This window comes from Asanoa hainanensis, from assembly GCF_900188485.1.
GTDB lineage: Bacteria > Actinomycetota > Actinomycetes > Mycobacteriales > Micromonosporaceae > Asanoa > Asanoa hainanensis.
In genome coordinates, this window is the sequence record NZ_FZPH01000006.1 from 378,728 (window position 1) to 401,040 (window position 22,313).

At 71.4% G+C, this 22,313-nt stretch carries 26 protein-coding genes; 17 read left to right on the plus strand and 9 right to left on the minus strand.

Features of this window, described 5'->3' with window-relative positions:
- Positions 1 to 5 precede the first annotated feature (5 nt).
- Genes CHC05_RS17980 through CHC05_RS17995 form a run of 4 tightly spaced genes read left to right on the plus strand, consistent with a single transcriptional unit; the run spans position 6 to position 3,674 of the window.
- Positions 6 to 773, plus strand: coding sequence for a glycerophosphodiester phosphodiesterase (locus CHC05_RS17980; protein WP_425426786.1), 768 nt, complete (start codon positions 6 to 8; stop codon positions 771 to 773).
- Between the two features lie 42 nt (positions 774 to 815).
- Entirely contained in the window at positions 816 to 2,276 is a 1,461-nt protein-coding gene (locus CHC05_RS17985; protein WP_089250198.1) for a sensor histidine kinase, read from the plus strand.
- A 42-nt stretch (positions 2,277 to 2,318) separates the two neighbouring features.
- Complete coding sequence (locus CHC05_RS17990; protein ID WP_089250200.1) at positions 2,319 to 2,741, plus strand: ATP-binding protein; 423 nt, start codon at positions 2,319 to 2,321, stop codon at positions 2,739 to 2,741.
- Between the two features lie 54 nt (positions 2,742 to 2,795).
- Positions 2,796 to 3,674 carry a DUF5926 family protein gene (locus CHC05_RS17995; RefSeq protein ID WP_089250202.1) on the plus strand — a complete coding sequence of 293 codons (879 nt, stop codon included), beginning with the start codon at positions 2,796 to 2,798 and terminating at the stop codon, positions 3,672 to 3,674.
- On the opposite strand, the gene CHC05_RS18000 is transcribed toward CHC05_RS17995, so the two are convergent.
- Positions 3,671 to 4,882: an arginine deiminase gene (locus CHC05_RS18000; protein ID WP_245870977.1), complete on the minus strand. Its 1,212-nt coding sequence runs from the start codon at positions 4,880 to 4,882 to the stop codon at positions 3,671 to 3,673. The genes CHC05_RS17995 and CHC05_RS18000 overlap by 4 nt on opposite strands.
- A gap of 161 nt (positions 4,883 to 5,043) precedes the next feature.
- Between CHC05_RS18000 and CHC05_RS18005 the strand changes: the two genes are divergently transcribed.
- Both CHC05_RS18005 and CHC05_RS18010 read left to right on the plus strand, forming a co-directional pair.
- Positions 5,044 to 5,769, plus strand: coding sequence for a hypothetical protein (locus CHC05_RS18005; protein WP_089250206.1), 726 nt, complete (start codon positions 5,044 to 5,046; stop codon positions 5,767 to 5,769).
- 109 nt (positions 5,770 to 5,878) lie between these two features.
- Positions 5,879 to 6,367: a transcriptional regulator gene (locus CHC05_RS18010; protein WP_089250208.1), complete on the plus strand. Its 489-nt coding sequence runs from the start codon at positions 5,879 to 5,881 to the stop codon at positions 6,365 to 6,367.
- Positions 6,368 to 6,546: 179 nt separating this feature from the next.
- On the opposite strand, the gene CHC05_RS18015 is transcribed toward CHC05_RS18010, so the two are convergent.
- Entirely contained in the window at positions 6,547 to 7,776 is a 1,230-nt protein-coding gene (locus CHC05_RS18015; RefSeq protein ID WP_089250210.1) for an RNA polymerase sigma factor, read from the minus strand.
- Complete coding sequence (locus CHC05_RS18020) at positions 7,773 to 8,123, minus strand: YciI family protein (RefSeq protein ID WP_089250212.1); 351 nt, start codon at positions 8,121 to 8,123, stop codon at positions 7,773 to 7,775. The genes CHC05_RS18015 and CHC05_RS18020 overlap by 4 nt, the downstream gene beginning before the upstream one ends.
- A gap of 117 nt (positions 8,124 to 8,240) precedes the next feature.
- On the opposite strand from CHC05_RS18020, the gene CHC05_RS18025 reads away from it, so the two are divergent.
- On the plus strand, positions 8,241 to 8,633 hold the full coding sequence (locus CHC05_RS18025) for an ACT domain-containing protein (protein ID WP_089250214.1): 393 nt from the start codon (positions 8,241 to 8,243) through the stop codon (positions 8,631 to 8,633).
- A gap of 79 nt (positions 8,634 to 8,712) precedes the next feature.
- Positions 8,713 to 9,201, plus strand: a complete 489-nt coding sequence (locus tag CHC05_RS18030; RefSeq protein ID WP_089250216.1) for a hypothetical protein — start codon at positions 8,713 to 8,715, stop codon at positions 9,199 to 9,201.
- Here the strand turns inward: CHC05_RS18030 and pheA are convergent.
- The 4 genes from pheA to CHC05_RS18050 all read right to left on the minus strand — a co-directional run bounded on the left by pheA (position 9,198) and on the right by CHC05_RS18050 (position 11,871).
- Positions 9,198 to 10,145: a prephenate dehydratase gene (pheA, locus tag CHC05_RS18035; RefSeq protein ID WP_089250218.1), complete on the minus strand. Its 948-nt coding sequence runs from the start codon at positions 10,143 to 10,145 to the stop codon at positions 9,198 to 9,200. The two genes, CHC05_RS18030 and pheA, sit on opposite strands and share 4 nt — an antisense overlap.
- A 67-nt stretch (positions 10,146 to 10,212) precedes the next feature.
- The gene (locus tag CHC05_RS18040) at positions 10,213 to 10,947 is read right to left on the minus strand and encodes an AIM24 family protein (protein WP_089250220.1); all 735 of its coding nucleotides are present in this window, start codon (positions 10,945 to 10,947) and stop codon (positions 10,213 to 10,215) included.
- A gap of 104 nt (positions 10,948 to 11,051) precedes the next feature.
- Positions 11,052 to 11,411 carry a metallopeptidase family protein gene (locus CHC05_RS18045; protein WP_179266243.1) on the minus strand — a complete coding sequence of 120 codons (360 nt, stop codon included), beginning with the start codon at positions 11,409 to 11,411 and terminating at the stop codon, positions 11,052 to 11,054.
- Between the two features lie 31 nt (positions 11,412 to 11,442).
- A complete protein-coding gene (locus CHC05_RS18050) occupies positions 11,443 to 11,871 on the minus strand; it encodes an OsmC family protein (RefSeq protein ID WP_089250222.1) in 429 nt (142 codons plus the stop codon).
- Positions 11,872 to 11,908: 37 nt separating this feature from the next.
- Between CHC05_RS18050 and CHC05_RS18055 the strand changes: the two genes are divergently transcribed.
- The 6 genes from CHC05_RS18055 (at position 11,909) to CHC05_RS18080 (ending at position 18,013) form a co-directional block, all read left to right on the plus strand.
- Positions 11,909 to 12,559 carry an NADPH-dependent F420 reductase gene (locus tag CHC05_RS18055; protein WP_089250224.1) on the plus strand — a complete coding sequence of 217 codons (651 nt, stop codon included), beginning with the start codon at positions 11,909 to 11,911 and terminating at the stop codon, positions 12,557 to 12,559.
- Positions 12,559 to 14,148: a phytoene desaturase family protein gene (locus CHC05_RS18060; RefSeq protein ID WP_218824581.1), complete on the plus strand. Its 1,590-nt coding sequence runs from the start codon at positions 12,559 to 12,561 to the stop codon at positions 14,146 to 14,148. Before CHC05_RS18055 ends, CHC05_RS18060 begins: the two co-directional genes overlap by 1 nt.
- Before the next feature lie 39 nt (positions 14,149 to 14,187).
- Positions 14,188 to 14,925: a hypothetical protein gene (locus tag CHC05_RS18065; RefSeq protein WP_144022645.1), complete on the plus strand. Its 738-nt coding sequence runs from the start codon at positions 14,188 to 14,190 to the stop codon at positions 14,923 to 14,925.
- Positions 14,926 to 14,970: 45 nt separating this feature from the next.
- The gene (gene serS, locus CHC05_RS18070) at positions 14,971 to 16,236 is read left to right on the plus strand and encodes a serine--tRNA ligase (protein WP_089250228.1); all 1,266 of its coding nucleotides are present in this window, start codon (positions 14,971 to 14,973) and stop codon (positions 16,234 to 16,236) included.
- A gap of 164 nt (positions 16,237 to 16,400) precedes the next feature.
- Positions 16,401 to 17,222 (plus strand): HAD family hydrolase, encoded by an 822-nt coding sequence (locus CHC05_RS18075; RefSeq protein WP_089250230.1) that lies wholly within the window; start codon positions 16,401 to 16,403, stop codon positions 17,220 to 17,222.
- Entirely contained in the window at positions 17,222 to 18,013 is a 792-nt protein-coding gene (locus tag CHC05_RS18080; RefSeq protein WP_425426787.1) for an HAD family hydrolase, read from the plus strand. Before CHC05_RS18075 ends, CHC05_RS18080 begins: the two co-directional genes overlap by 1 nt.
- Here CHC05_RS18080 and CHC05_RS18085 read toward each other — a convergent pair.
- Positions 18,010 to 18,594, minus strand: a complete 585-nt coding sequence (locus tag CHC05_RS18085) for a bacterial proteasome activator family protein (protein ID WP_089250234.1) — start codon at positions 18,592 to 18,594, stop codon at positions 18,010 to 18,012. The genes CHC05_RS18080 and CHC05_RS18085 overlap by 4 nt on opposite strands.
- Before the next feature lie 65 nt (positions 18,595 to 18,659).
- Between CHC05_RS18085 and CHC05_RS18090 the strand changes: the two genes are divergently transcribed.
- Positions 18,660 to 19,475 carry an alpha/beta hydrolase family protein gene (locus CHC05_RS18090; RefSeq protein ID WP_089250236.1) on the plus strand — a complete coding sequence of 272 codons (816 nt, stop codon included), beginning with the start codon at positions 18,660 to 18,662 and terminating at the stop codon, positions 19,473 to 19,475.
- An 87-nt stretch (positions 19,476 to 19,562) separates the two neighbouring features.
- Entirely contained in the window at positions 19,563 to 20,765 is a 1,203-nt protein-coding gene (locus CHC05_RS18095) for an ABC transporter substrate-binding protein (RefSeq protein ID WP_089250238.1), read from the plus strand.
- Between the two features lie 30 nt (positions 20,766 to 20,795).
- Here the strand turns inward: CHC05_RS18095 and ddaH are convergent, their stop codons facing one another.
- Entirely contained in the window at positions 20,796 to 21,629 is an 834-nt protein-coding gene (gene ddaH, locus CHC05_RS18100) for a dimethylargininase (protein ID WP_089250240.1), read from the minus strand.
- 58 nt (positions 21,630 to 21,687) lie between these two features.
- Here ddaH and CHC05_RS18105 point away from each other — a divergent pair, with 58 nt between their 5' ends.
- Positions 21,688 to 22,146, plus strand: coding sequence for an Lrp/AsnC family transcriptional regulator (locus CHC05_RS18105; RefSeq protein WP_089250242.1), 459 nt, complete (start codon positions 21,688 to 21,690; stop codon positions 22,144 to 22,146).
- Positions 22,147 to 22,313: the final 167 nt, after the last annotated feature.

Consider the following 22,313-nt stretch of genomic DNA (forward strand, 5'->3'; position numbering starts at 1 on the left):
CGCCGTTGATCTTCGCGCACCGCGGTTCGTCCGCGGTGCTGCCGGAGCACACGCTGCCGGCCTACCTCAAGGCCCTCGACGAGGGCGCCGACGGGGTCGAGTGCGACGTCCGCCTGACCAAGGACGGCCACCTGGTCTGCGTACACGACCGGCGGTTGGACCGCACCAGCAACGGCAAGGGCCGGGTCAGCCGGCACACGCTGGCCGAGCTCGACGCGCTCGAGTTCGGCAACTGGGGTGACCGGTCCGACACCGACGACCCGCCCGACCCTGACCGGGCCCGGCTGCTCACGCTCGACCGGCTCCTCGCCGCCGTCCGCGACGCCGGGCGCGAGGTCCAGGTGCTGATCGAGACCAAGCACCCGACCCACCACGGCGGCGACGTCGAGCGGGCGCTGGCCACGGCGCTGCGCCGCTACGGCCTGGACCAGCCCCGCGACAGCGAGCGGGTGGCGGTGACGGTGATGTCGTTCTCGGCACTCGCCGTGCGCCGGATGCGCGAGCTGGCACCCGGCCTGCCCACCGCCCTGCTGATGGAACTGCTCCCGTCGGCCCTGCGCGGCACCCTGCCGTTCGGCGCCCGGATCGCCGGCCCCGGCATCCACCTGGTGAAGGCCCGCCCACGGCTGGTCCGCAACTTCCAGGCCGCCGGCAACCGGGTCTACGTCTGGACCGCCAACGAGCCCGACGAGATCGACCTGCTGATCGATCTAGGGGTCGACGGCATCATCACGGACCGCCCCGCGTTCGTCCTCCAGCACATCGGTCGTTAAGCGGCCCTTTTCCGGAACGCTCGGGTTGGGCACACTCGGAACGTGCCTGCGCGCCCGGACTACGCCACGTTCATCGCCCGCCATGCCGAGGTGGTCGAACGGATCAACTCGGGCGAGGCGGGTCTGCCGATCCTCGGCGTCCTGCTGCGGCTCGCCCAGGAGGCGCTCGGCTCGGCGGGCATGACCTTCGCGGAATACGGTCCCACCGGCGGCCGGATCGTCGCCGCCACCGGCGACGCGGAATGGGCGCTGGGCCGCCCGGTCGACAAGGACTCGCCGGTTAGTAAGCGTTTACTAACCGGCCTGCGCACCCAGGTGATCTCGCTCGACCGGATCGAGGGGAAGTTCCCCGACCAGGCCACGGGCCACGGCCTGCACACGATGCTGGTCACCCGGGTGATCCTGGGCGGGCTGGTGATCGGCAGCCTCCAGTCGTTCTACCGCGAGGTCGAGGACCTGCCGACCATCGAGCACCACACGCTGATCGAGTTCGTGGCCATCAACCTGGCCCACATGTACGGGCACCAGGCGGGCCTCCCGGTGCACGGCGACGGGCCCGTGGTCGCCGCCCTGGCCGACGGTCTGGCGATCATCGACTTCGACCGCAAGGTCCGGCTGTGGAACCCGGCCGCCGAGGCGGTCACCGGGCTCAGCACGGCCGACGTGCTCAACGCGACGCTCCCGTTCCCGATCCCGGTGCTCGGCCAGACCCTCGACCACCGGCTCGCCGACGGCCGCTGGCTCAAGATCACCGCGAGCGAGCTGACCGGTACCGTCGACTCGGTGGTCGTCACCTTCCGCGACATCAGCGACCAGCATCGCCGCGAGGGCGACCGCGACCTGTTCGTCGCCCTGACCAGCCACGAGCTGCGCACCCCGGTCACGGTGATCAAGGGGTACGCGGACACGCTGAACAGCCACTGGGACGAGCTCCCGGAGTACGAGCGGCGGCACGCCACCGACGTGATCGGCCAGCGCGCCGGCGAACTGGCCAAGCTGGTCGACCGGCTGCTCTCCGCGGCCGACCAGAGCGGGCCGAGCGCCGGCTCCCCGCCGACCCCCTTCGACCTCGTCGAGTCGCTGCGGGTGGCCGAGCGGGACCTGCCCACCGCGTTGCGCCGGCGATTGCTGGTCCGGCTGCCCGTCGAGCTGCCCAAGGCGGTCGGCGACCGGAGCACGATCACCACGATCCTGACGGAGCTGGTGACCAACGCCGACAAGTACAGCATCGACGGCACCGCGATCGAGCTGACCGCGCAGAGTGACGAGCGGACCGTCGTGTTCCGCGTTTCCGATCGGGGCATCGGGGTACGACCCGAACATGTGGAGCGCGCGTTCGACCGGTTCTGGCAGGCCGAATCGGGTGACCGGCGCCGGTATCCGGGCGCCGGATTAGGGCTTTACCTGGTACGAAGGGTCATAGAGCGACAGAACGGATGGGTGTCGCTCCGCCCACGGGAAGGTGGCGGCACGGTCGCGGAGGTCCGACTCCCCCGCGGCTGACGGTCGCGAACGCGCGACGGTGGTCTTTTCAGGAGGCGGGGAGTGACGACGGCGGTGGCCGAGCGGTCCTGGCACGTGGTCGTGCCACACCACGCCCGCGGTGCGCGCGCCGCGCGCCACCAGCTGACCACCGAACTGGCCGGCACGGTCCCGGCGGACCTGCTCGACGACGTGGTCGCGGTGGTCGGCGAGCTGGTCGTCAACGCGGTGCGGCATGCCCGCCCGCTGCCCGGCGGGGTGATCCGGGTCGACTGGGGCGTCAGCCCCGACGGGGTGGTCGAGGTGCGGGTCACCGACGGCGGCGGCCAAGTGCGCCCGAGCCCCCGGCCCGCAGGCCCCCAGGCCCTCGACGGCCGCGGCCTCCAGATCGTCTCGGCCCTGGCCGACCGCTGGGGCGTGGACCAGGGCGGCCAGGGCCAGAGCGTCTGGGCCGAGCTCGGGGAGCGCGCACACTCCCTGGCGTGAAACGCCACCCCGCGACCGGGTGCGCCGGCGGCAATGGCAATAGGCTGTCTCCCCATGAGTAAGAAGCGCCGGATCAGGAACGACGGCACCCCGAAGCGCGAGAAGCTCGCCGACATGTTCTCGGCGCGCCCGTTCGAGGGCTTCGCCGACGAGGTCGAGTGGATCGCCCTACGCGAGCTGGTCCCGGCGGCCTCCACGCCGCTGACCCTCACGCCGCAGCTGATCGAGGAGTTCGGCGACCGGCCGGTCACCCTGGCCACGGTGCTGCCGATGGCCTGGCCGGCGATGACCAAGCCGGACGGCCGGATCTTCCTGGGCCTGCAGCGGCACGTGCAGTCCGGGCACGCCTCGCGCGACCTCGCGGTGGCGCTGATCCGCGCGCTCCAGACCACGCCGGGCAGCCCGGTCTCGGTCCCGGGCCACGCCGGCGTCGGCCCGGTGCTCCAGGACCTGATCGTCGACGGTCCGCTGGACATCACGCTGCACGACGGCTTCGACTTCTGGCTCGACGAGGACGCGGGCGACGACGCCAACGTGAAGGCGTCACTCGAACGGGCGAACGCCTCGATCTACCCCACCGTGCGGCTGGCCGCGGCCAAGGCGGCGTACTGGTGCCGGGTCCCCGACCGCGGCCACGTCCGCTGGGTGCTGCCCGACGACGAGGACGCCGCGCTGGGCGCGCTGGCCCGGCTCGCGGCCAGCGGCGACCTGCTGCTCGGCGAGGGCACGAAGTTCGCCGGCATGTTCCGGGCACACGGTCGGCTCGTCCCGGTCTGGGACATCCCCCGCGACCCGGAGGCGGCCGACTGGGAGGCTCCGCTGGAGTCGTTCGCCAAGCGCTACGCGGACGCCCTCGCCGACTCGTCGCCGCTGGACGCCGCCGCCCGCCGCTCCCGCCAGGGCCTGGTCGGCCGGCAGCTCACCCTGCGCTAAGCGACCCCGACCCCGTTACGCAGCATCGGGCACGACATACAGCGTGGTCCGCCCCGGCCCGAGCCCAGCTCGGAGCCGGGGATCCGGATCACCTCGATGCCGGCCCGTTCGAGTTGCGCGTTGGTCTCCACGTTGCGCTCGTAGGCGACGCACAGCCGCGGCGCGATCGCCAGCGTGTTGTTGCCGTCGTCCCACTGCTCGCGTTCGGCGGTGACCGGGTCGAGCCCGGTGTCGATGACCCGCAGCATGCCGATGTCCATGGCGTCGGCCGCCGCGCGCAGGAACGGCGCCGGCCCGTCGATCTGCGGCTCACCGTCAGGACCGGCGATCACGGTGTACGCCTGCAGCGTGTCCGCATATTTCGGATACATGATGACGGCATCGGCGTCGACCATCGTCACGATGGTGTCCAGGTGCATGGTCGCCCGCTCCTGCGTGATCGGCACGACCAGGATCGTGTGCGCCAACCCCGCCTCGAACACCCGGCGGGCCAACCGCTCCGCGCCGGCCGGCGTGGTCCGCTCGCCCACCCCGATCGCGATCACGCCCTCGGCCAGCAGCAGCACGTCGCCGCCCTCGACCGGCTCCAGGCTCGCGTCGTACACGAACTGGGTGCCGACGAACCTCGGGTGGAACCGGTAGATCGCGCCCGTCAGCGTGGTCTCCCGCCGCCGGGCCGGCATGGCCAGGCTCGTCACCGCGGCCCGGTCGCGCACCCAGACCGACGAGTCCCGGGTGAACAGCAGGTTGGGCAGCGGGTCGATGACGAAGTCGTTGCTCGCCATCAGCGAGTAGACCAGGCCGCCGGGCCGGTCCACGCTGGTGCGCAGCTCGTCGTGGGCCAACCCGCCGATCAACACCCCGGCGAGGGCCGACGGGTCCAGATAGGTCAGATGGTCGGCGACCCGGCGGCGCAGGGTGTCACCGAGCCGGGGATCGTCGACGACGCTCGCGGTGATCTCCGCGCGCGCCTCCGGCACCGACAGCGTCTCGGCGAGCAGTTGGGACACGTAGAGGACCTCGACACCACGTGCGCGGAGGGCCGCGGCGAAGGTATCGTGTTCCTCTTGGGCCCGGCCCACCCAGGGGATGCCGTCGAAGAGCAGCGAATCGTTGTTTCGCGGGGTCAGACGGGCCAACTCCCGCCCGGGCCGGTGCAAGAGCACAGTCGCCAACCGGCCTACTTCGCTTCCGACGTAGTTCGTCACAAGGCCCGAGCCTAGGCCGTGGTTGTCACCATCCGGGAAAAGAGCCGCACCGTGAATGCGGCATTCATCCCCACTCATTCCCCGGGTACGTCTTGCGACAGTACTGGTGTCACCACGTACGGTAGTTAGACAGCCAAAGCTCGCCCTTGCCGGAGGCAGCGATGACCGTATTTCCTGCGCGTCGAGCCGTCCCCCTCACCCCCCGACGAGCTCTGCCGAGCGCAGAATCCCCCCAGCCCGACCTACTCGAAGCCGCACGTCCACGCCCGATGGACTGGGCCCGCCGCCGGCGGGCCGAACGAGACGCCCGCCGCATCGAAGCGGCCGGCGCACGCGCCCTCAACCGCATCGAGCACCTCGGCCCCTCGTGGCACGTGGTGGAGTGGCCCCGCACCGACTCGTTCGACGCGCTGTTCACCGGCGCCGACGACCAGGCCGGTTTCCTGGTGATCGGGCCCAGCGGCCTGTTCGCCGTGACGATCGCCGACCACGGCCGGTCCCGCGTGATGGTGGCCGGTGACGTGGTCCAGATCAGCGGGAAGCGCCCGCCCTATGTCTCGGAGGCCATCCGCGACGCCAAGCGCGCCTCCAAGGCGCTCAGCGGCGCCACGGGCCGCAGCATCCCCGTGACACCGGTGCTGACGTTCGTCGGTTCTGGCGTCATCAGCGTCTACGGGCTACCAAAGGACTGCCTGGTGGCGACCCACCGCGAGCTGGACCGCCTGCTCGTGGCCGGGGGCGACCGGATCAGTGCGGCCACCGCCGAAAAGCTGTCGCACGTCGCGAGCCAACCCAGCACGTGGCTCAACATGGCACACAGCGGCGGCGGCTACCGGTGGTACGAGGACGGACGCACAGCTTCGACCAAACTGGCCACCCGCCGTTGACCGCTGCGGCGCTACCATCCGCAGCACTGGCCGACTGGAGGGTCGTCGGCACGCGAATCACCGGTTAGCGTGACGGTGGGGCAACTGCCGGCGATGCACAGGAGGCGCGGTGGCGCACGTCGAACTCGAGCTCGAGGCACTGACACCTCGCGAATCCGAGGGTGTCGAGCCGACCACTGGCCCGCCCGCGGGCGCCGCCTGGACAGCGGCACCGTGGTCGACCAGCTTCGACCGCTGGGCCGAGACAGTGTTCGCGGCAGACGAGCCCTGCCTGGTCATCGACAGCTCGATGACCATCGTCGCCGCGTCCACCTCGTGTTGCGCGCTGCTGGGCCTGGCCGACCCGCGCACCGCCGTCGGTCTCCCGCTGCTCGACGCCGGCCTGCGCCTGGTCGACTTCACGGCGGCCCGCAGCGAGCTCACCGAGACCGAGATCGAGAAGATCCCGCCGTTGCTCGCGGTCACCTCCGGCCGCCAAGCGAGAGGGCTGCTGCGGGTCACCCTCGACAACACCGACGCCACGGTCGACGCCATCGCCACACCGCTACAGCGCGAAGGCGAAACCGTCGGAAGCCTCACCTTCTTCGCCACGGTCTAGAACAACTTCGGGATCTTTTCCCGGGTTCGCAGTGGTTTCGACCGTTGCTCCCGCCGGAGATCGCTCGCTTCGCGTCGCTTGCCATGTCCGCGACGCCGGACCTCACGGCTATGCCATTTCCGCTCGGTAGCGAAGCAAGGTCCCGGCGCTCCGGGCCCGACGTGGCCAGGCTCAACGCCTCACGACCCCGCCGTTTCCACGCGGCGGCGCACTAGGTAGCGGCGCTCGGGGTCTGATGTGGTCAGGGCCAGGGCCTCGTCGTATGCGCTGGCCGCCTCTTCGCGGCGGTTCAGGCGGCGTAGCAGGTCGGCTCGGGTGGCCGGGAGCAGGTAGTAGCCCCGTAGGGCTCCCGTCGCGGCCAGGCGGTCGACCAGGGCCAGGCCTGCTTGGGGGCCGTCGGCCATCGCTACCGCCACTGCTCGGTTTAGCTCGACCACCGGTGACGGGGTCAGTTTGGCCAACTCCCGGTAGAGGCCCGCGATCTCCGTCCAGTCCGTGTCGGCCGCGGTCGGGGCCGTCGCGTGGACGGCCGCGATGGCGGCCTGGATCTGGTACGGGCCTGGGCGGCCGCGGCGCAACGCCCGGCGTAGGAGCACGTCGGCCGCCGCGATCCGGGTGGTGTCCCAGCGCGAGCGGTCCTGGTCCTCCAGCGGCACGAGCTCGCCGGCCGGGTCCAGGCGGGCCGCCCGGCGGGCGTCGTGCAGCGTCATCAGGGCCAGCAGGCCGGCCGCTTCGGGCTCGTCGGGCATCAGCGCCACCAGCACCTCGGCCAGCCGGATCGCCTCGGCGGTCAGGTCGACCCGGACGAGGTCGGAGCCGGCCGTCGCCGCGTACCCCTCGTTGAACAGCAGGTAGACCACCGCGAGCACGGCCGCCAGGCGGTCCGGCAGCAGGTGGTCGGGCGGCACCCGGAACGGGATCCCCGCATTGCGGATCTTGCCCTTGGCCCGGAACAGCCGCTGGGCCATCGTCTTCTCCGGCAGCAGGAACGCGCGGGCGATCTCCGCCGTCGAGAGTCCCGCCAGCGTGCGCAGGGTCAGCGCGACCTGCGCCTCCTGATCGAGGGCCGGGTGGCAGCACGTGAAGATCAGCTCGAGCCGGTCGTCCGGGATGCCCTGTGGCACGAGTGGCGAAGGCTGACTCATCCGGACCACCTCCCGCAGCTTCTCGGCCTCGACGGCGGCCCGCCGCACCCGGTCGAGCGCCCTGTTCCGCGCCGTCACCACCAGCCAGCCGCCGGGGCGCGCCGGCACACCCTCGTGCCGCCAGCGCTCCAACGCCTTCGCGAACGCGTCCTGGGCGCACTCCTCCGCGAGGTCCCAGTCACCGGTCAGCCGGATCACCGCCGCCACCACGCGACCCCATTCCGCGCGGTAGACGGCAGCGACCTCGGCGTCGACGTCTGTCATTCGGTCCAGTACGGCCGGACGTCGACCATGCCCATCCAGGCCATCTCGTGCTTCGAGGCGATCTCGATGGCCTCGTCGAGGTTCGCCGCCTCGATGATGTCGAAGCCGGCGATCTGCTCCTTGGTCTCCGCGTACGGCCCGTCGAACACCACCACCTCCCCGTTGCGCACCCGCACCGTGGTGGCGTCCGACGCCGGCCGGACCCGGTTGCCGTCGAGCCGCGCGCCCCGCGCGTCCATCTCCGAGACCCAGTTCTCGACCGGCATCGGCCCGCCGGCCGCCGCGACGGAGTCCGCGCCCGGTTCGTTGCCGGGTGCCTCGACGCAGATCAGAAACAAGTACTTCATCTCCGGTTCCTTTCCATTTCGCGTCAGCTTCCACCTCTACGACGAACGGGTTGGCCCGCCCACTACCGAGCGGGAAAAAGTTCTTCCGAGCGCCGATCTGGTCGTACGCTTCCTGTCATGCCTGCTCTTGATCTTTTGCCGGAGGACTACGCGGTCTGCCGGCTCCCGGCCGGCTCGGCGCTCCCGCCGGACCTGGTCGACGGCAGCGCCGGCAAGGACGCCGTGGTGTCGGTGACCTGGACGGCCGACGAGGTCTCCGTGATCTGCCGGGCCGACCGCGTGCCCGACGGCGCCACCGCCGAGGCGCCCTGGCGCTGCCTGCGGGTCGCCGGCCCGCTCGACTTCGCCCTGACCGGCATCCTGGCCTCGATGGTCGCCCCGCTGGCCGCGGCCCGCGTCAACATCATGGCGTTCTCGACCTACGACACCGACTACATCCTCGTGCCCAGCGTGCGCCTGGCGGAAGCGGTCGCGACGCTCGACCAGGCCGGCCATCCGGTGACCGTCTGACCGGGCATACGATGATCTGGCCCTCACTCCAGTCGATGCCCCACCCCGAGGTACCGTGCGCCGCCCCATCCCCCTTGGCATGCTTGCCGCGTCCGCGACGGTCGCCCTGCTCGCGGCCGGTTGTGGCACGCCGCCGGAGTTGAACCCGCCCGGTACGACGGTCCCCCGCCCCTCCGGCACCCCCAGCCCGACCGCGATCACGCTGCCACCCCAGCCGCCCCCACCGCCGCCGCCCAGCCCGACCGCGACGACCGGTTTCCCGGACAGCCCCGCGGTCTCCTGCGGCGGCCGACCGTCCGCGGCCCAGGTGATCACGCTACTCAAGCGACGCGGGATGCTGCCCTCGTCCTACCGGGGCAAGGTGACGGTCGGCCCGATGTGCGCCGGCACCTGGCAGTGGAGCGTGCTGGACACGAGCAACGGCCCACTGCAGGCGGTCAGCGAGATCCGGAACAACACCCTGCGCCTGATCACCGCCGGCACGGACGTGTGCAGCATCGAAGTGCGCGCCGGCGCACCGGCCGGCATCCGCTCGGCGGCCTGCGACGCCCTGCCGCCGTCTCTTTAACCCTCGCGGATGCGGGCCAGCCAGGCCGCGGCGTCCGCATAGTCCACATCGGACTGGCCGGGCGGCGCCGGCACCGGGCCGTCGCCCTCCGATCCCGTCCACCGGTGCCGCGGGTACGAGCCCAGGAAGCGCACCTCCGCGCTGACCCGGCGCAGCCCGCGCAGCGCCTCACCCATCCGGTCGTCGGCCACGTGCCCGGTGCAGTCGAGGAAGAACGCGTAGCGGCCGAGCGCCTCGCCGGTCGGGCGGGACTCGATGCGGGTCAGGTTGACCCCGCGCACGGCGAGCTCCATCAGCACGGCGAGCAGCACGCCGACCCGGTCGTGGGCGATGTAGACGGCCAGCGAGGTGCGGTCGTCCCCGGTCGGCGGCGGCGGGGTGCCCGGCCGGGAGACCAGCACGAACCGGGTCACCGCGTCGCCGTGGTCGGCGATCTTCTCGGCCAGCACGGTGAGCCGCTGCTGCGCCGCGCCGATCGCCGCGCAGATCGCCGCGTCGTGCTCGCCGGTCGCGGCACTGCGCGCGGCGGCGCCGTTGGACAGCACGTCGACGACAACCGCGTCCGGCAGGTTGTCGCGCAGCCAGCCCCGGCACTGGGTGGACGCCTGCGGGTGGGCGGCGACCGAACGGATGTCGGCGAGGCTGACCCCGGCGCGGGCGGCCAGCACGAACTCGACCGGCAGCACCACCTCGCGGGTGATCACCAGCGGTGAGCCGGCCACCATCTCGTCGAGGGTGACACCCACGCCACCGCCGATCGAGTTCTCCAGCGGCACCAGAGCGGCGTCGGCGTCGCCCGAGCGCACCGCGTCGAGGGCCTCACCCACGCTACGGGCCGGCGTGCGCTGGCCGCGCTCGGCGGCCGGAATCGTGCGCAACGCCTGCTCGGCGAAGGTCCCCTCGGGCCCGAGGAAGACGTACCTGGTAGGCGGCGTTCCCGGCATAAAGCCCAGCCTACGGAAACAGCGAACGGCCCACCCCGGGCGGGGCGGGCCGTTCGCCGATCAAAGATCAGTTGCCGAGCAGGCCACCGAGTACGCCGCCGCTTTGCTGCTGGCCGCCGCCGGAGCCGGCGATGCCGCCCGGGGGCTCTTCCGAGGGCTGCACGACGACGAAGCCCTGGCCGGCGAAGCTCATCGTGAAGGCCTCACCGGTGCTGCGGCCGAGCAGCGTGCCGATGCCGAGCTGGTCGGCGCGGTGGTAGCCGGTCTGCAGGTTGTGCGACCAGCAGATCGCCGCCTGCGGGTCGACGTAGGTGGGCTGGTCGACGTTGAGGACGACCGGGGTGCCCTTGGTGGTGATGGCGATCCGGCCCTGGCCGGTGAACACGCAGTTGAACAGGCCGGCGGAGGACATCATTCCCATGCCCTGGACCATCTTGATGTCGTACTGCAGCGACGAGTCGAAGGCCAGCACGTTGGCACCGTTGATCGACAGCGCGTCGCCGTGCTCGAGGTCGACCAGGTGGATGTCGGCGGCCCGGTCGCCCAGGAACACGTCGCCGCGGCCGCTGACCTTCATCAGCGGCACACCCTCGCCGGTCAGCTTCTGCTTGAGGAACTTGCCGATGCCGCCCGAGCCGAGGGCCTGGAACTGCACCTGGCCCTGATAGGCGACCATCGAACCGGTGCGCGCCATGCACTCACCGTTGAGCTCGATCTTGAGCATCTTGGAGTTCTGCAGCCGCATGCCCGGCTGATCCGACTCCTTCTCCAGGTTCTCCGCGGAAAACAGCGCGCTACGCATCTGTGCGTTCCTCCATCGAGTGGTGAGTGCTGCCCAAGAGCGTAGGTAGCCTGCGCAAACGCGATGTGCCGACTGTCGTCAAACCGACCTTGACGTACGCCGAATCAACCCCAGCCGAGCTCGTGGAGGCGCTCGTCGTCGATGCCGAAATGGTGGGCGATCTCGTGGACGACGGTGACCGCGACCTCGTCGACCACGTCCTCGTCGGTGTCACAGATCGACAGGATCGGCAGCCGGTAGATGGTGATCCGGTCCGGCAGCACGCCGGCGTAGTTCCAGCCGCGGTCGGTCAGCGCGTGCCCCTCGTAGAGGCCCAACAGCCGGGTGCCCGGTGGCGACCGGTCCTCGACCAGGATCACCACGTTGTTCATCAGGTCGAGCAGCTCCTGGGGGACCTCGTCGAGCGCGTCGGCGACGAGCTCCTCGAAGCGCTCGCGACTCATCTCGACCGGCACGGCTCCCATTGTGCCGTGCCGGTCGCGACGGATGACCTACTCAGGCGAGCCGAGCGGTCATGGTGATCTCGGCGCCGGGGGACAGCAGGCGCGAGATCGGGCAGTTCTCCTTGGCGCCCTGGGCGATCTTCTGGAGCTCGCCGTCCTCGATGCCGGGGGCGTCGACGACGCTGTCCAGGTCGATCCGGGTGACGGTCATGCCGGCGTCGGTCTTGTCGAGGTGCACCTTCGCGGTGGTCTCGACCGAGGTCGGGGTGTGGCCGGCGTCGGCGAGGCCCTTCGAGAAGGCCATCGAGAAACACCCAGCGTGCGCGGCGCCGATCAGCTCTTCGGGGTTGGTGCCCTCACCCTCCTCGAAGCGCGACTTGAAGCTGTAGTTCCCCTCGAAACCGCCCTTGCCGGTGCGGATCGTGCCGGAACCTTCGGTCAGGTTGCCCGACCAGCGGGCGGAAGAAGTGCGGATTGGCATGCCTCGACGCTAGTCCACCGTCCGGCATGATTGCTGGATGCGGATCGGCATCCTCGGCACCGGCGCGGTTGGTCAGACGTTCGGCACCCGGCTGCGCAATCTTGACCACGACGTCACGCTGGGTGCGCGCGAAACGGGCAATCCACGCGCGCTGGAGTGGGCCGAAGCACACGCGGCCCAGTGCGGCACCTTCGCCGAGGCGGTCACCGGCGCCGACCTGGTGATCAACGCCACCGCCGGCCAGTACGCGGTCAACGCGCTGGAGATGGCCGGTGGCAACCCGGTCCTCGCCGGCAAGGTGGTGCTCGACGTCAGCAACCCGCTCGACTTCTCCACGGGCGAGCTCCGGCTGAGCGTCTGCAACACCGACAGCGTCGGCGAGCAGCTGCAGCGCGCCTTCCCGGACGCCCGGATCGTCAAGAGCCTCAACACGGTCAACGGCACCGTGATGGTCGAGCCCACCCTGGTGCCCGGCCAGCACACGATCTTCGTCGCCGGCAACGACGCCGACGCCAAGCGCGTCGTGACGGTGCTGCTCGGCGAGTTCGGCTGGGCCGCCAGCAACGTCCTGGACCTGGGCGGCATCGAGGCGTCGCGCGGCATGGAGATGTACCTGCCGCTCTGGGTCTCGATCCTGCGCGCCCTCGACGGCAACCTGGCCTTCAACATCAACGTGATCCAGGGCTGATGGCCGCGTACGACGTCATCGTCATCGGCGGCGGCCACAACGGACTGGTGGCGGCGGCGTATCTGGCCCGCGCCGGCCGCCGGGTGCTGGTGCTCGAACGGCGCGACACGGTCGGCGGCGCGGCGGTCTCCGAGCACCCGTTCGGCCCGGACTTCACCGTCACGAGCCTGTCCTATGTGGTCAGCCTGCTGCCCGTCGACATGGTCCGCGACCTGCGGCTGGTCGAGCACGGCTATCACGTCTACCCGCAGGGCCCGTACTTCGCGCCCCGCGCGGACGGCCGCTACCTGGCGCTGCCCGACGACCCCGCCGCGCGGCACCGCGAGATCAGCAGGTTCTCCGCCCGCGACGCCGACGCGTACGAACGCTGGGATGCCTGGCTCTCCCACCTCGGCCGGCTGGTCGGCCCGCTGCTGCACGAGATTCCGCCGAAGCTGGGCTCGAAGCGACCGCTGGACCTGGCCGCGCAGGCCGGGTTGGCCGGCCGGCTGCGCCACGTCGACGTGCGCGCCGCCGTCGACCTCACCCGGCTGTTCACCGCGAGCATCGCCGACCTCGTCGAGGACCGCTTCGAGTCCGACGCGATGCGCGGCCTGCTCAGCGTCTCCGGTGTGATCGGCACCTGGGCGGGCCCACGCAGCCCCGGCACCGGCTTCGTGACCCTGCACCACCACCTCGACCAGACCGGCGGTCAGCAGGCCGGCTGGGGCTTCCCGCGCGGTGGCATGGGCGGCGTCACGCAGGCGATGGCGGCGGCCGCCCGCGCCTTCGGCACGGAGATCCGGACCGGGTCGCCGGTCGCCCGGATCGACACCCGCGGCGGAGCGGTGCTCGGCGTCACCCTGGCCGACGGTACGGAGCTGCGCGCGCCGACCGTGATCACCACCGCGCACCCGCGGATCTCGTTCCTGGAACTGCTCGACCGCGCCGAGCTGCCGGGCTCGTTCGTGGCGGACATCGAGGCGTGGCGCAGCCGCTCGGGCACGGTGAAGGTGAACTTCGCGGTCGACCGGCTGCCGACCTTCACGAGCCATCCGGCGTACGACCCGCAGGTGCACGGCGGCACGATCGTGCTCGCCGACTCGCTGGAAGAGATCGAACGTTCGTTCACGGAAGCGGCCGCGGGCAGCCCGGCCACCCTGCCGTTCGCCGACATCTGCATCCCCTCGGTGCTCGACCCGACGCTGGCCCCATCGGGCAAACACGTCGTCAGCGCGTTCACCCAGTGGGTGCCGCACACCTACGCCGGCGCTCCGCACACCGCCGAGCTCGACGCGTACGCCGACCGTCTGGTCGCCCGCCTGGAGACCGTGGCGCCCGGCTTCACCGAGTCGGTCATCGGCCGCCAGGTCATCGGTCCACACACGATGGAACAGGAATACAGCCTGGTTGGCGGCAATATCTTCCACGGCGAGCTGACGCCCGGGCAGATGTTCCACGGCCGCCCGGCGGCGGGCTACGCCGACCTGCGTACGCCGATCAAGGGCCTCTACCAGGCAGGCAGCGCGACCCACGGCGGCGGTGGCGTGACCGGCATCCCGGGCCGCAACGTGGTCCGCCAGATCCTGCGCGACCGCCGGCGTCGCTGAGCACTCCGGCGCTGGCCGGGGCGTGGCATGCTGATGCGCATGTCCGCAGAGCCCTCCGGCCCGGCCGTCGTGGCGTTCGGTGGCGGCGACGCCAAGGCCGACGGTTCCTGGCCGCCGCTCGCGCGGCTGCTCCGCGTCTCCGCTGACCGGCGGATGCTGACCACGGTCACCGCGCTGCTGGCCGGCGCCGCCGGCTGCGCGGCGCTGATCGCACCGTGGTTCTCGGTCATGCTTCCGCTGGGCGAGACCGATCCCAACAGCGGGCAGCAGGCCGAGCGGCTTACTGAGTTCCACCTCGGCGACCTCGGCACGCTGGCGGTGGGCTTCCTGGTGTGCCTGCTGTTGCTCGCCGTCGCCTGCGTGCTCGCCGCCGCCGGCCCACCGGCGGCGCGCTCGGTCGCGCGGCTGACCGGGCTCACCCTGGCGGGCGGCGCACTCGCGCTGCTGGTCGCAATGACCGTCAACATCGAGAACTACATCCTGCGCAGCTTCTTCTTCCTCTTCCAGGAAGAGATCGACGTCGACAACCGCGGTGGCCTCACCTTCGCTTTCCTGGGGGTGCTCCTCGCGGCCCTGGCGCTCTACCTGAGCGGCGGCGCGCAGCGCACGCCTCCCCCGCCCGAAGCCACGTCCGACGTGGCGTGGGGCTGGCAGCCACCACGCGCGGCGCGCGACGAGACGGCCGCGGCGGTCGCCGCCGCCGCACCGCTCGACCTCACCGTCCAGCCCGCCCGGCCGTTCGCCCTCCCGGACAGCGACGACGACCGCGACCGCTGATATCCGCGCGACCACCGTCCGGGGGCCCCGGTAGGCTGATTCACCGTGATTGACCTTCGACTGCTTCGTGACGATCCGGATGTTGTGCGCGCCAGCCAGCGGGCCCGCGGTGAGTCCGAGTCCGCGGTCGACGACCTGCTCGCGGCCGACGAGACCCGCCGGACCACCGTGCAGCGCTTCGAGGCGCTGCGCGCCGAGCAGAAGCAGCTGGGCAAGCTCATGCCCAAGGCGAGTGGCGACGAGCGGGGCACCCTGCTGGTGCGCACCAAGGAGCTCTCGGGCGAGGTCAAGGCGGCCGAGACGGCCGTGACCGAGGCCGAGGCCGGGCTGCGCGAGGCACAGCTGCGCGTCCCCAACGTGGTCGAGGCGGGCGCACCGGCCGGCGGCGAAGACGACTACGTCGTGCTGCGCGAGGTCGGCACCAAGCCCGAGATCGAGAGCCCGCGCGACCACCTGGAGCTCGGCGAGCTGCTCGGCGCGATCGACGTCGAGCGCGGCGCCAAGGTGTCGGGCAGCCGGTTCTACTACCTGACCGGCGTCGGCGCCCTGCTCCAGCTCGGCCTGCTGCAGATGGCGATCGCCCAGGCGGTCGAATACGGGCTGACCCCGTCGATCGTGCCCGCGCTGGTCAAGCCGGAGGCCATGGAAGGCACCGGTTTCCTCGGCGCGCACGCGAGCGAGGTCTACCGGCTCGAGGCCGACGACCTCTACCTGGTCGGCACCAGCGAGGTGCCGCTGGCCGCCTATCACAGCAACGAGATCCTCGATCTCGGCGAGCCGGTCCGCTACGCGGGCTGGTCGAGCTGCTTCCGCCGGGAGGCCGGCTCGTACGGGCGCGACGTGCGGGGCATCATCCGGGTGCACCAGTTCGACAAGGTCGAGATGTTCTCGTACTGCCGGCCCGAGCAGGCGCACGAGGAGCACCTGCGGCTGCTCGCCTGGGAAGAGGAGATGCTGGCCAAGGTCGAGATCCCCTACCGGGTGATCGACACGGCCGCCGGCGACCTCGGCAGCAGCGCCGCGCGGAAGTACGACTGCGAGGCGTGGGTGCCGTCGCAGGGTCGCTACCGCGAGGTGACCTCGACGTCCAACTGCACGACGTTCCAGGCCCGCCGCCTCAACATCCGCTACCGCGACGAGGCCGGGAAGCCGCAGACCGCCGCGACGCTCAACGGCACGCTGGCCACCACGCGCTGGATCGTGCCGATCCTGGAGAACCACCAGCAGCCCGACGGGTCCGTGGTCGTACCCCAGGCGCTTCGACCTTATCTGGGTGGTCGGGCGGTTCTGGAGCCCGTCAAGCGCTCCTGACCTGGGGTTTTCAGCCGGCGCGGCCACACCTGAGTGGCCGCTGCCCGGCTGCGACGATTTCTCCCAAACGTCATGGCTGGGCTACCCAGTGCGAGGTACGGTTGCTGCCCGGCCGTTCGCGGCTTCCTCCCGGCGGTCGTCACCGGTCGGGGCGAGGAGGAGCCATGCCCCGACCGGGCCTGCCAAAACTGGTCGCCACCGACCTCGACGGCACGATCGTGCGCAACGACGACACAGTCTCCGCTTACACCCATGAGGTGCTCGACCGCGTACGAGCGGCCGGCATCCCGATCGTCGGCGCCACCGGGCGTGGCCCCCGCCTGACCGAGCTCACCCGCAACGACATCCGCGACGCCGACTTCCTCGTCATGGCCAACGGCGGCCGGGTCGTCGACCAGACCGACCCGGCCGACCCGATCGTGCTGCGCGACGCGCGCCTGCCCGGCCGCGTGCTGGCCCCGGTGATCGCCGAGCTGGAGGCCGCGGTCGGTCCGCTGACCGTGATGGTCGAGGCGTTGGACGGGCACGACGACCCGCTGTGGGGCGACCGCGACCCGGCCTGGCGCTACCCCGACCGCCTCGAGCCACGCGCCCGGGCCGACTGCTTCACCGGCGACGTGATCAAGGCCTTCGCCCGCGCGCCGGGCCACGACGTCGACGAGCTGCTCGCCGCCGCCGCCCGGATCGTCCCGCCGGCCACCGCCACGGTCACCCAGGCCGGGCTCGGCTTCATCGAGATCCTCCCGCCCGGCGTCGACAAGGCGACCGGCCTCGCCGTGGTCGCGGAGGCGATCGGCGTCGACCCCGCCGACGTGCTGGTCTTCGGCGACATGCCCAACGACCTGCCGATGTTCGGGTGGGCCGGCTGGGGCCGGGTGGCCGTGGCCAACGCGCACCCGCTGGTGCGGGCCGCAGCCGACGAGCTCACCGGGAGCAACGAGGACGACGGCGTGGCCGTATACCTCGACCGGCTACTGTCTAGATGATGTTGATCGCCACCGACCTCGACGGAACCCTGCTGCGCGCCGACAAGACGATCAGCCCTCGCACGATGGCGGCCCTCGAACGGGCCGCCGCCGCGGACGTGCCGGTCGTGCTGGTGACCGGGCGCCCGATCCGCTGGCTCCGGATGGTCTACGAGCAGCTCGCCATGCCGCTGCCGGCCGTCTGTGCCAACGGCGCCGTGGTCTACGACCCGATGCGCGACCAGGTGCTGCGGGCCGACCCGCTGGCGCCCGAGGCGCTCGAAGAGATCGCCCGCCGGCTGGCCGACGAGGTGCCCGAGGCGGTGCTCGCGGTCGAGATCATGGACGGCCGGCACATGCGGCACCACATCGACTACCCGATGCGGTGGGACAGCGAGCACGGCGGCGTCCAGGCCGTGCAGGCCGTCGCCGAACTGCTCACCGACCCCGCGGTCAAGCTGCTCGTGCGGGCCGGCGACCGCGATCCGGACGAGTTCGCCGACCAGGTCGGCAAGGCCCTGGCCGGGGTCGGCGAGGCGACCCACTCCTCCACCTCGGGCCTCGTCGAGGTGTCCGCGGCCGGTGTCACCAAGGCGGCCGGGCTGGCCTGGTACTGCGACCGGCTCGGTGTGCCGGCCGCCCAGGTGACCGCCTTCGGCGACATGCCCAACGACGTGCCGATGCTGGCCTGGGCCGGGCACGCGGTCGCCGTGGGCAACGCGCACCCGGCGGTGAAGGAGATCGCCGACGAGGTGGTCGCGAGCAACGAGGACGACGGCGTAGCGACCTACCTGGAGCAGTTGCTTCCCTAGAGGTATTGGCCGGTGCCCCGGCCGCCTTCCTGCGGCGGGTTGGTGCCGGGCATGCCCGGGATCACGCCGGGTGCGGCGCCGGGCGGCAGCGCGGGGCGGCCGCCACGCATCTGCTCCAGCTGCATGCGGGCGGCCATCTGCTGGGCCACCAGGGCCGCCTGGATGCCGTGGAAGAGCCCCTCCAGCCAGCCGACCAGCTGGGCCTGTGCCACCCGCAGCTCGCCCTCGCTCGGGGTCGACGTCTCGCTGAACGGCAGCGAGAGCCGCTCCAGCTCGTCGCGCAGCTCCGGCGACAGGCCGTCCTCGAGCTCGATGATCGAACGCTGATGTATGTCGCGCAGGCGGACCCGGCTGGCCTCGTCGAGCGGCGCCGCCCGTACCTCTTCCAGCAGCTGTTTGATCATGCTGCCGATCCGCATGACCTTCGCCGGCTGCTCGATCTGGCGGCCGGGGTCTTCCTCGCCGCCGTTGTCGGTGTCGACCGTGCCGACTGGCCGGCCGTCCGGCCCGACCACCACCACGGTGCCCGACCGCCGGTTGGGCTCGACCTGCTCGTCCGGCGCCTCTGGGGTTTCGGTCATGGTCCCATCTTTCCCCAACGCCGGCCGTCGTTGCTCCCCGGACCCGGCAAGCTAGCGTTCCGCACATGCCCGCACGCGAACCGGACCCACGCGACGTGCTCGTCCTGCCGGCACCACCGCCGGACGCCGTGGTGCGCTACGGACCGCACGCCGATCACGTCGCCGACGTCCGCCTGCCGTCGCGTGGCCCAGGGCCGCTGGTGGTGGTCATCCACGGCGGGTTCTGGCGCGCCGAATATGACCGTGCGCACACCGGACACCTGGCCGCGGCGCTGGCCGACCTGGGATACGCGGTCGCGCAGCTCGAATACCGGCGGACCGGGGCCGACGCCGAGGGTGGCTGGCCGGCCACCTTCGAGGACGTGGTGGCCGGCGTGGGTGCGCTGCCGGCACTGGTCGCCGCCGCCGCGGACGCGCTCGGCCGGCCCGCGCCGACCGCCGGGCCACCGATCGTGGTCGGTCACTCCGCCGGCGGCCACCTGGCGCTCTGGTACGCCGCGCACGCCCCTTCGGACGCCGTACCCGGTGGCGTGTTGGCTCTGGCACCGGTCGCGGATCTCGTCGAGGCCCATCGGCTGGATCTCGACGGTGGCGCGGTCGAAGCGCTGCTCGGCGGTGACCCCACGGCGCGGTCCGCGGCCTACGCGGCGGCGGACCCACTCCCGTCGATATCGTTACGGTTACCGACGGTGATCCTTCATGGAACGACGGATGCGCAAGTTCCGATCGACCTGAGTCGCCGGTTCGTCGCGGCCGCGGGCACCGTTGATAGCCAAATCACGCTGCTGGAACTCCCCGAAGTAGGGCATTTCGAGCTGATCGACCCGCGATCGGCCGCGTGGGGAAAGGTGACGGAGGCGTTGCGGTCCTTGCGGCGGTGATCATATTTATTGACGCAGCGTCGTCCAGACGGTAGGAACCCCGGGGGAGTGTGGCAATCAGCCCACCGGTCGGGGAGGGTCGTTTCCGTGTCGCAGATTGATCGCCGGCAGGCGTTGCGGTTGTTCGCGGGTTTGGGCGCCGCGGGCTTCCTCGCCGCATGCGGCAGTGACGACACCGCAGACGCGGGGGACGGCAACCGGCTGGTCAGCGACGAGCCGATCAAAATCGGCCTGATCGTGCCGCAGTCGGCCGGCGACAAGGCCGTCGGTGACGAGCTCACCCGAGGCTTCAACCTCTACCTGGAGATGAACGACCAACGGCTGGGCGGCCACCAGGTGCAACTGGTCGTGGCCGACGAAGGTGAGACGGTCGAGTCCGGCAAGGCCGCCCTCGACGGGCTGCTCAAGCAGGGCGTGCTGGCGTTGACCGGCGTCGTCAACTCGACCGTGATGCTCGGCATCCGCGACACCGTCGAGCAGGCCCGGATCCCGCTGATCGGCTCCGCCGCCTCGCCGTCCGCCCTGCAGAGCGTGGTCTACATCTGGCGCACGTCCTATGTGAACAACGAGGCCGGCCAGGCGCTCGGCCGCTACGTCGCCGGGAAGGTCGACGGCAAGGTCGGCATCATCGCGCCGAACTACGAGGCCGGCCGCGACGCGGTCGAAGGCTTCCGCACCGAGTTCGGCGTCAACGACCCGCGGCTTGGCGCCGGTCCGGTGTGGACGGAGTACGCCACCGAGCCCACCAAGACGTTCTTCAAGAACGAGATCGACAAGGTACGCCAGGGCGACCCGGACGCCATCTACTGCTTCTACAGTGGACAGGCGGCCGTCGAGTTCCTGCGCCAGCTGCACAAGGACGGCTACCGCGGCCAGGTCTACGCGCCCGGTTTCCTCACCGAGGGCGAGGTCCTCGGCGACCTGAAGAGCAACGAGGCGAACGACGTCTTCACCGCGCTCAACTACTCGCCCGACCTCAACAACGCCGCCAACCGCGAGTTCGCGACCCAGTTCCGCAACAAGTACGGCGCGACGCCGACCACCTACGCGGTCGCCTCGTACGACGCCGCCCAGGTGATCGACAAGGCGGTGCGGCTAGCCGGCGCGAACCCGTCACCGCAGGCGGTCAACCTCGCGCTGGGCAAAATCGGCCTGATCGACAGCCCGCGCGGCGAGTGGCAGTTCAACCAGACCCGCACACCGCAGCAGAAGTGGTACCTGCGTCAGGTGCGCCGGGACGGGCCCGTGCTGTCGAACGTGGTGATCAGCGAGCTGGCGACGCTGGGCTGACGGCTTACTGGGCCGCGGCCGCGGCCCGGCTTACGGGCGTAGTTCCGCGACGCAGCACTTCACGCTGCCGCCGCCCTTCTTCAGCTCGCTCAGCTCCACCGGCACCGGTAGGTAGCCCGCGCTCGCCAGCTTGGCCGCCAGGCCGGTGGCCTCGGCGTTGAGCACGACGTTGCGGCCATCGCTGACCAGGTTGAGGCCGAAGGCCAGGGCGTCGGCCTCGTCGGCGACCAGGGCGTCGGGGAAGAGCTGGGCCAGCACGCGCTGCGAGCCGGCGGAGAAGGCGCCCGGGTAGTAGGTGATCGTCTTGTCGTCGAGCGCGGCCAGCGCGACGTCGAGGTGGTAGAAGCGCGGGTCGACGAGCTGCAGTGAGATAACCGGACGGCCCAGCGCCTCCTGGGCGTGGCTGTGCGCCACGGCCTCGGTGCGGAAGCCGTGACCGGCGAGGATCATCCCTCCGTACGCCTCGGGCAGGTAGGCGAAGTCGCCCTCGCCCTCGTTGATCTCGGTCGGCTCGACGTACGCCCAGCCCTGCTCGGCGTAGAAGGCGCGGTGGGCGTCGGCCTCCAGCGCGCGCTGCGGGTAGCGGAACCGGGCGCCGAAGGCCGTGCGGTCGACGGTGAACGCGCCGTTGGCCGCGTAGACCATGTCCGGGAGCCCGTCCTCGGCCGGGAGCACGTGCACCGTGTGGCCGAGCCCGGTGAGCGTCTCCCGGAGCAGCTGCCACTGTTTGAGGGCGAGCTCGGCGTCGACCGGCGCGCTGGTGTCCATCCAGGGGTTGATCGCGTACGCCACCGTGAACCGCTCTGGCGGGCACATGAGATATGTCCGCTTACGCGACATCCGCTCGTCCTTCACGATCACCATGATCAGGTACTCTTCGTGGTCAAGACAGCCGAATCTCTTGCTTGCGAGAGGCGAAACGTTGCAGATCGACGACGTAGACCAGCGAATCATTGCGTCGCTCGTCGCTGACGCACGAGCCTCGTACTCGGAGATCGGTGAGCGGGTTTCGCTCTCCGCCCCCGCCGTAAAGAGGCGCGTCGATCGCCTGCGCGCCGCCGGGGTCATCCGGGGCTTCACCGCGGTGGTCGACCCGGCCGCGGTCGGCTGGACCACCGAGGCCTTCGTGGAGCTCTACTGCACCGGGCGCACCACTCCCGCCCAGCTCACGGTGGCCACCCGGCGCCACCCGGAGGTGGTGGGCGCCTACACGGTGTCGGGCGAGGCGGACGCGCTGGTGCACCTGCGGGCCGCCGACATCGCCCACCTGGAGCAGGCGCTGGAGCGGCTGCGGGCCGAACCCTTCGTGACCTCGACCCGCAGCATGATCGTCCTGAGCCGACTGGTCGACTCGCCCAACATCGTGCCGGCGCCGAACTGAACTGTTGGGGAACGATGCCGGCGGTGGCGGCGTCCAACCCGGCATGACTCTCGCCCGCCGCGCCGCGTACACCGTTGTCGCCGTGTTGCTCGTGTCTGGGTGCACCTCGCCGTCGGACCCGCCTGCGGCTCCGTCTGCTGCTCCGCCTGCGGCTCCTCCCGCCCCGG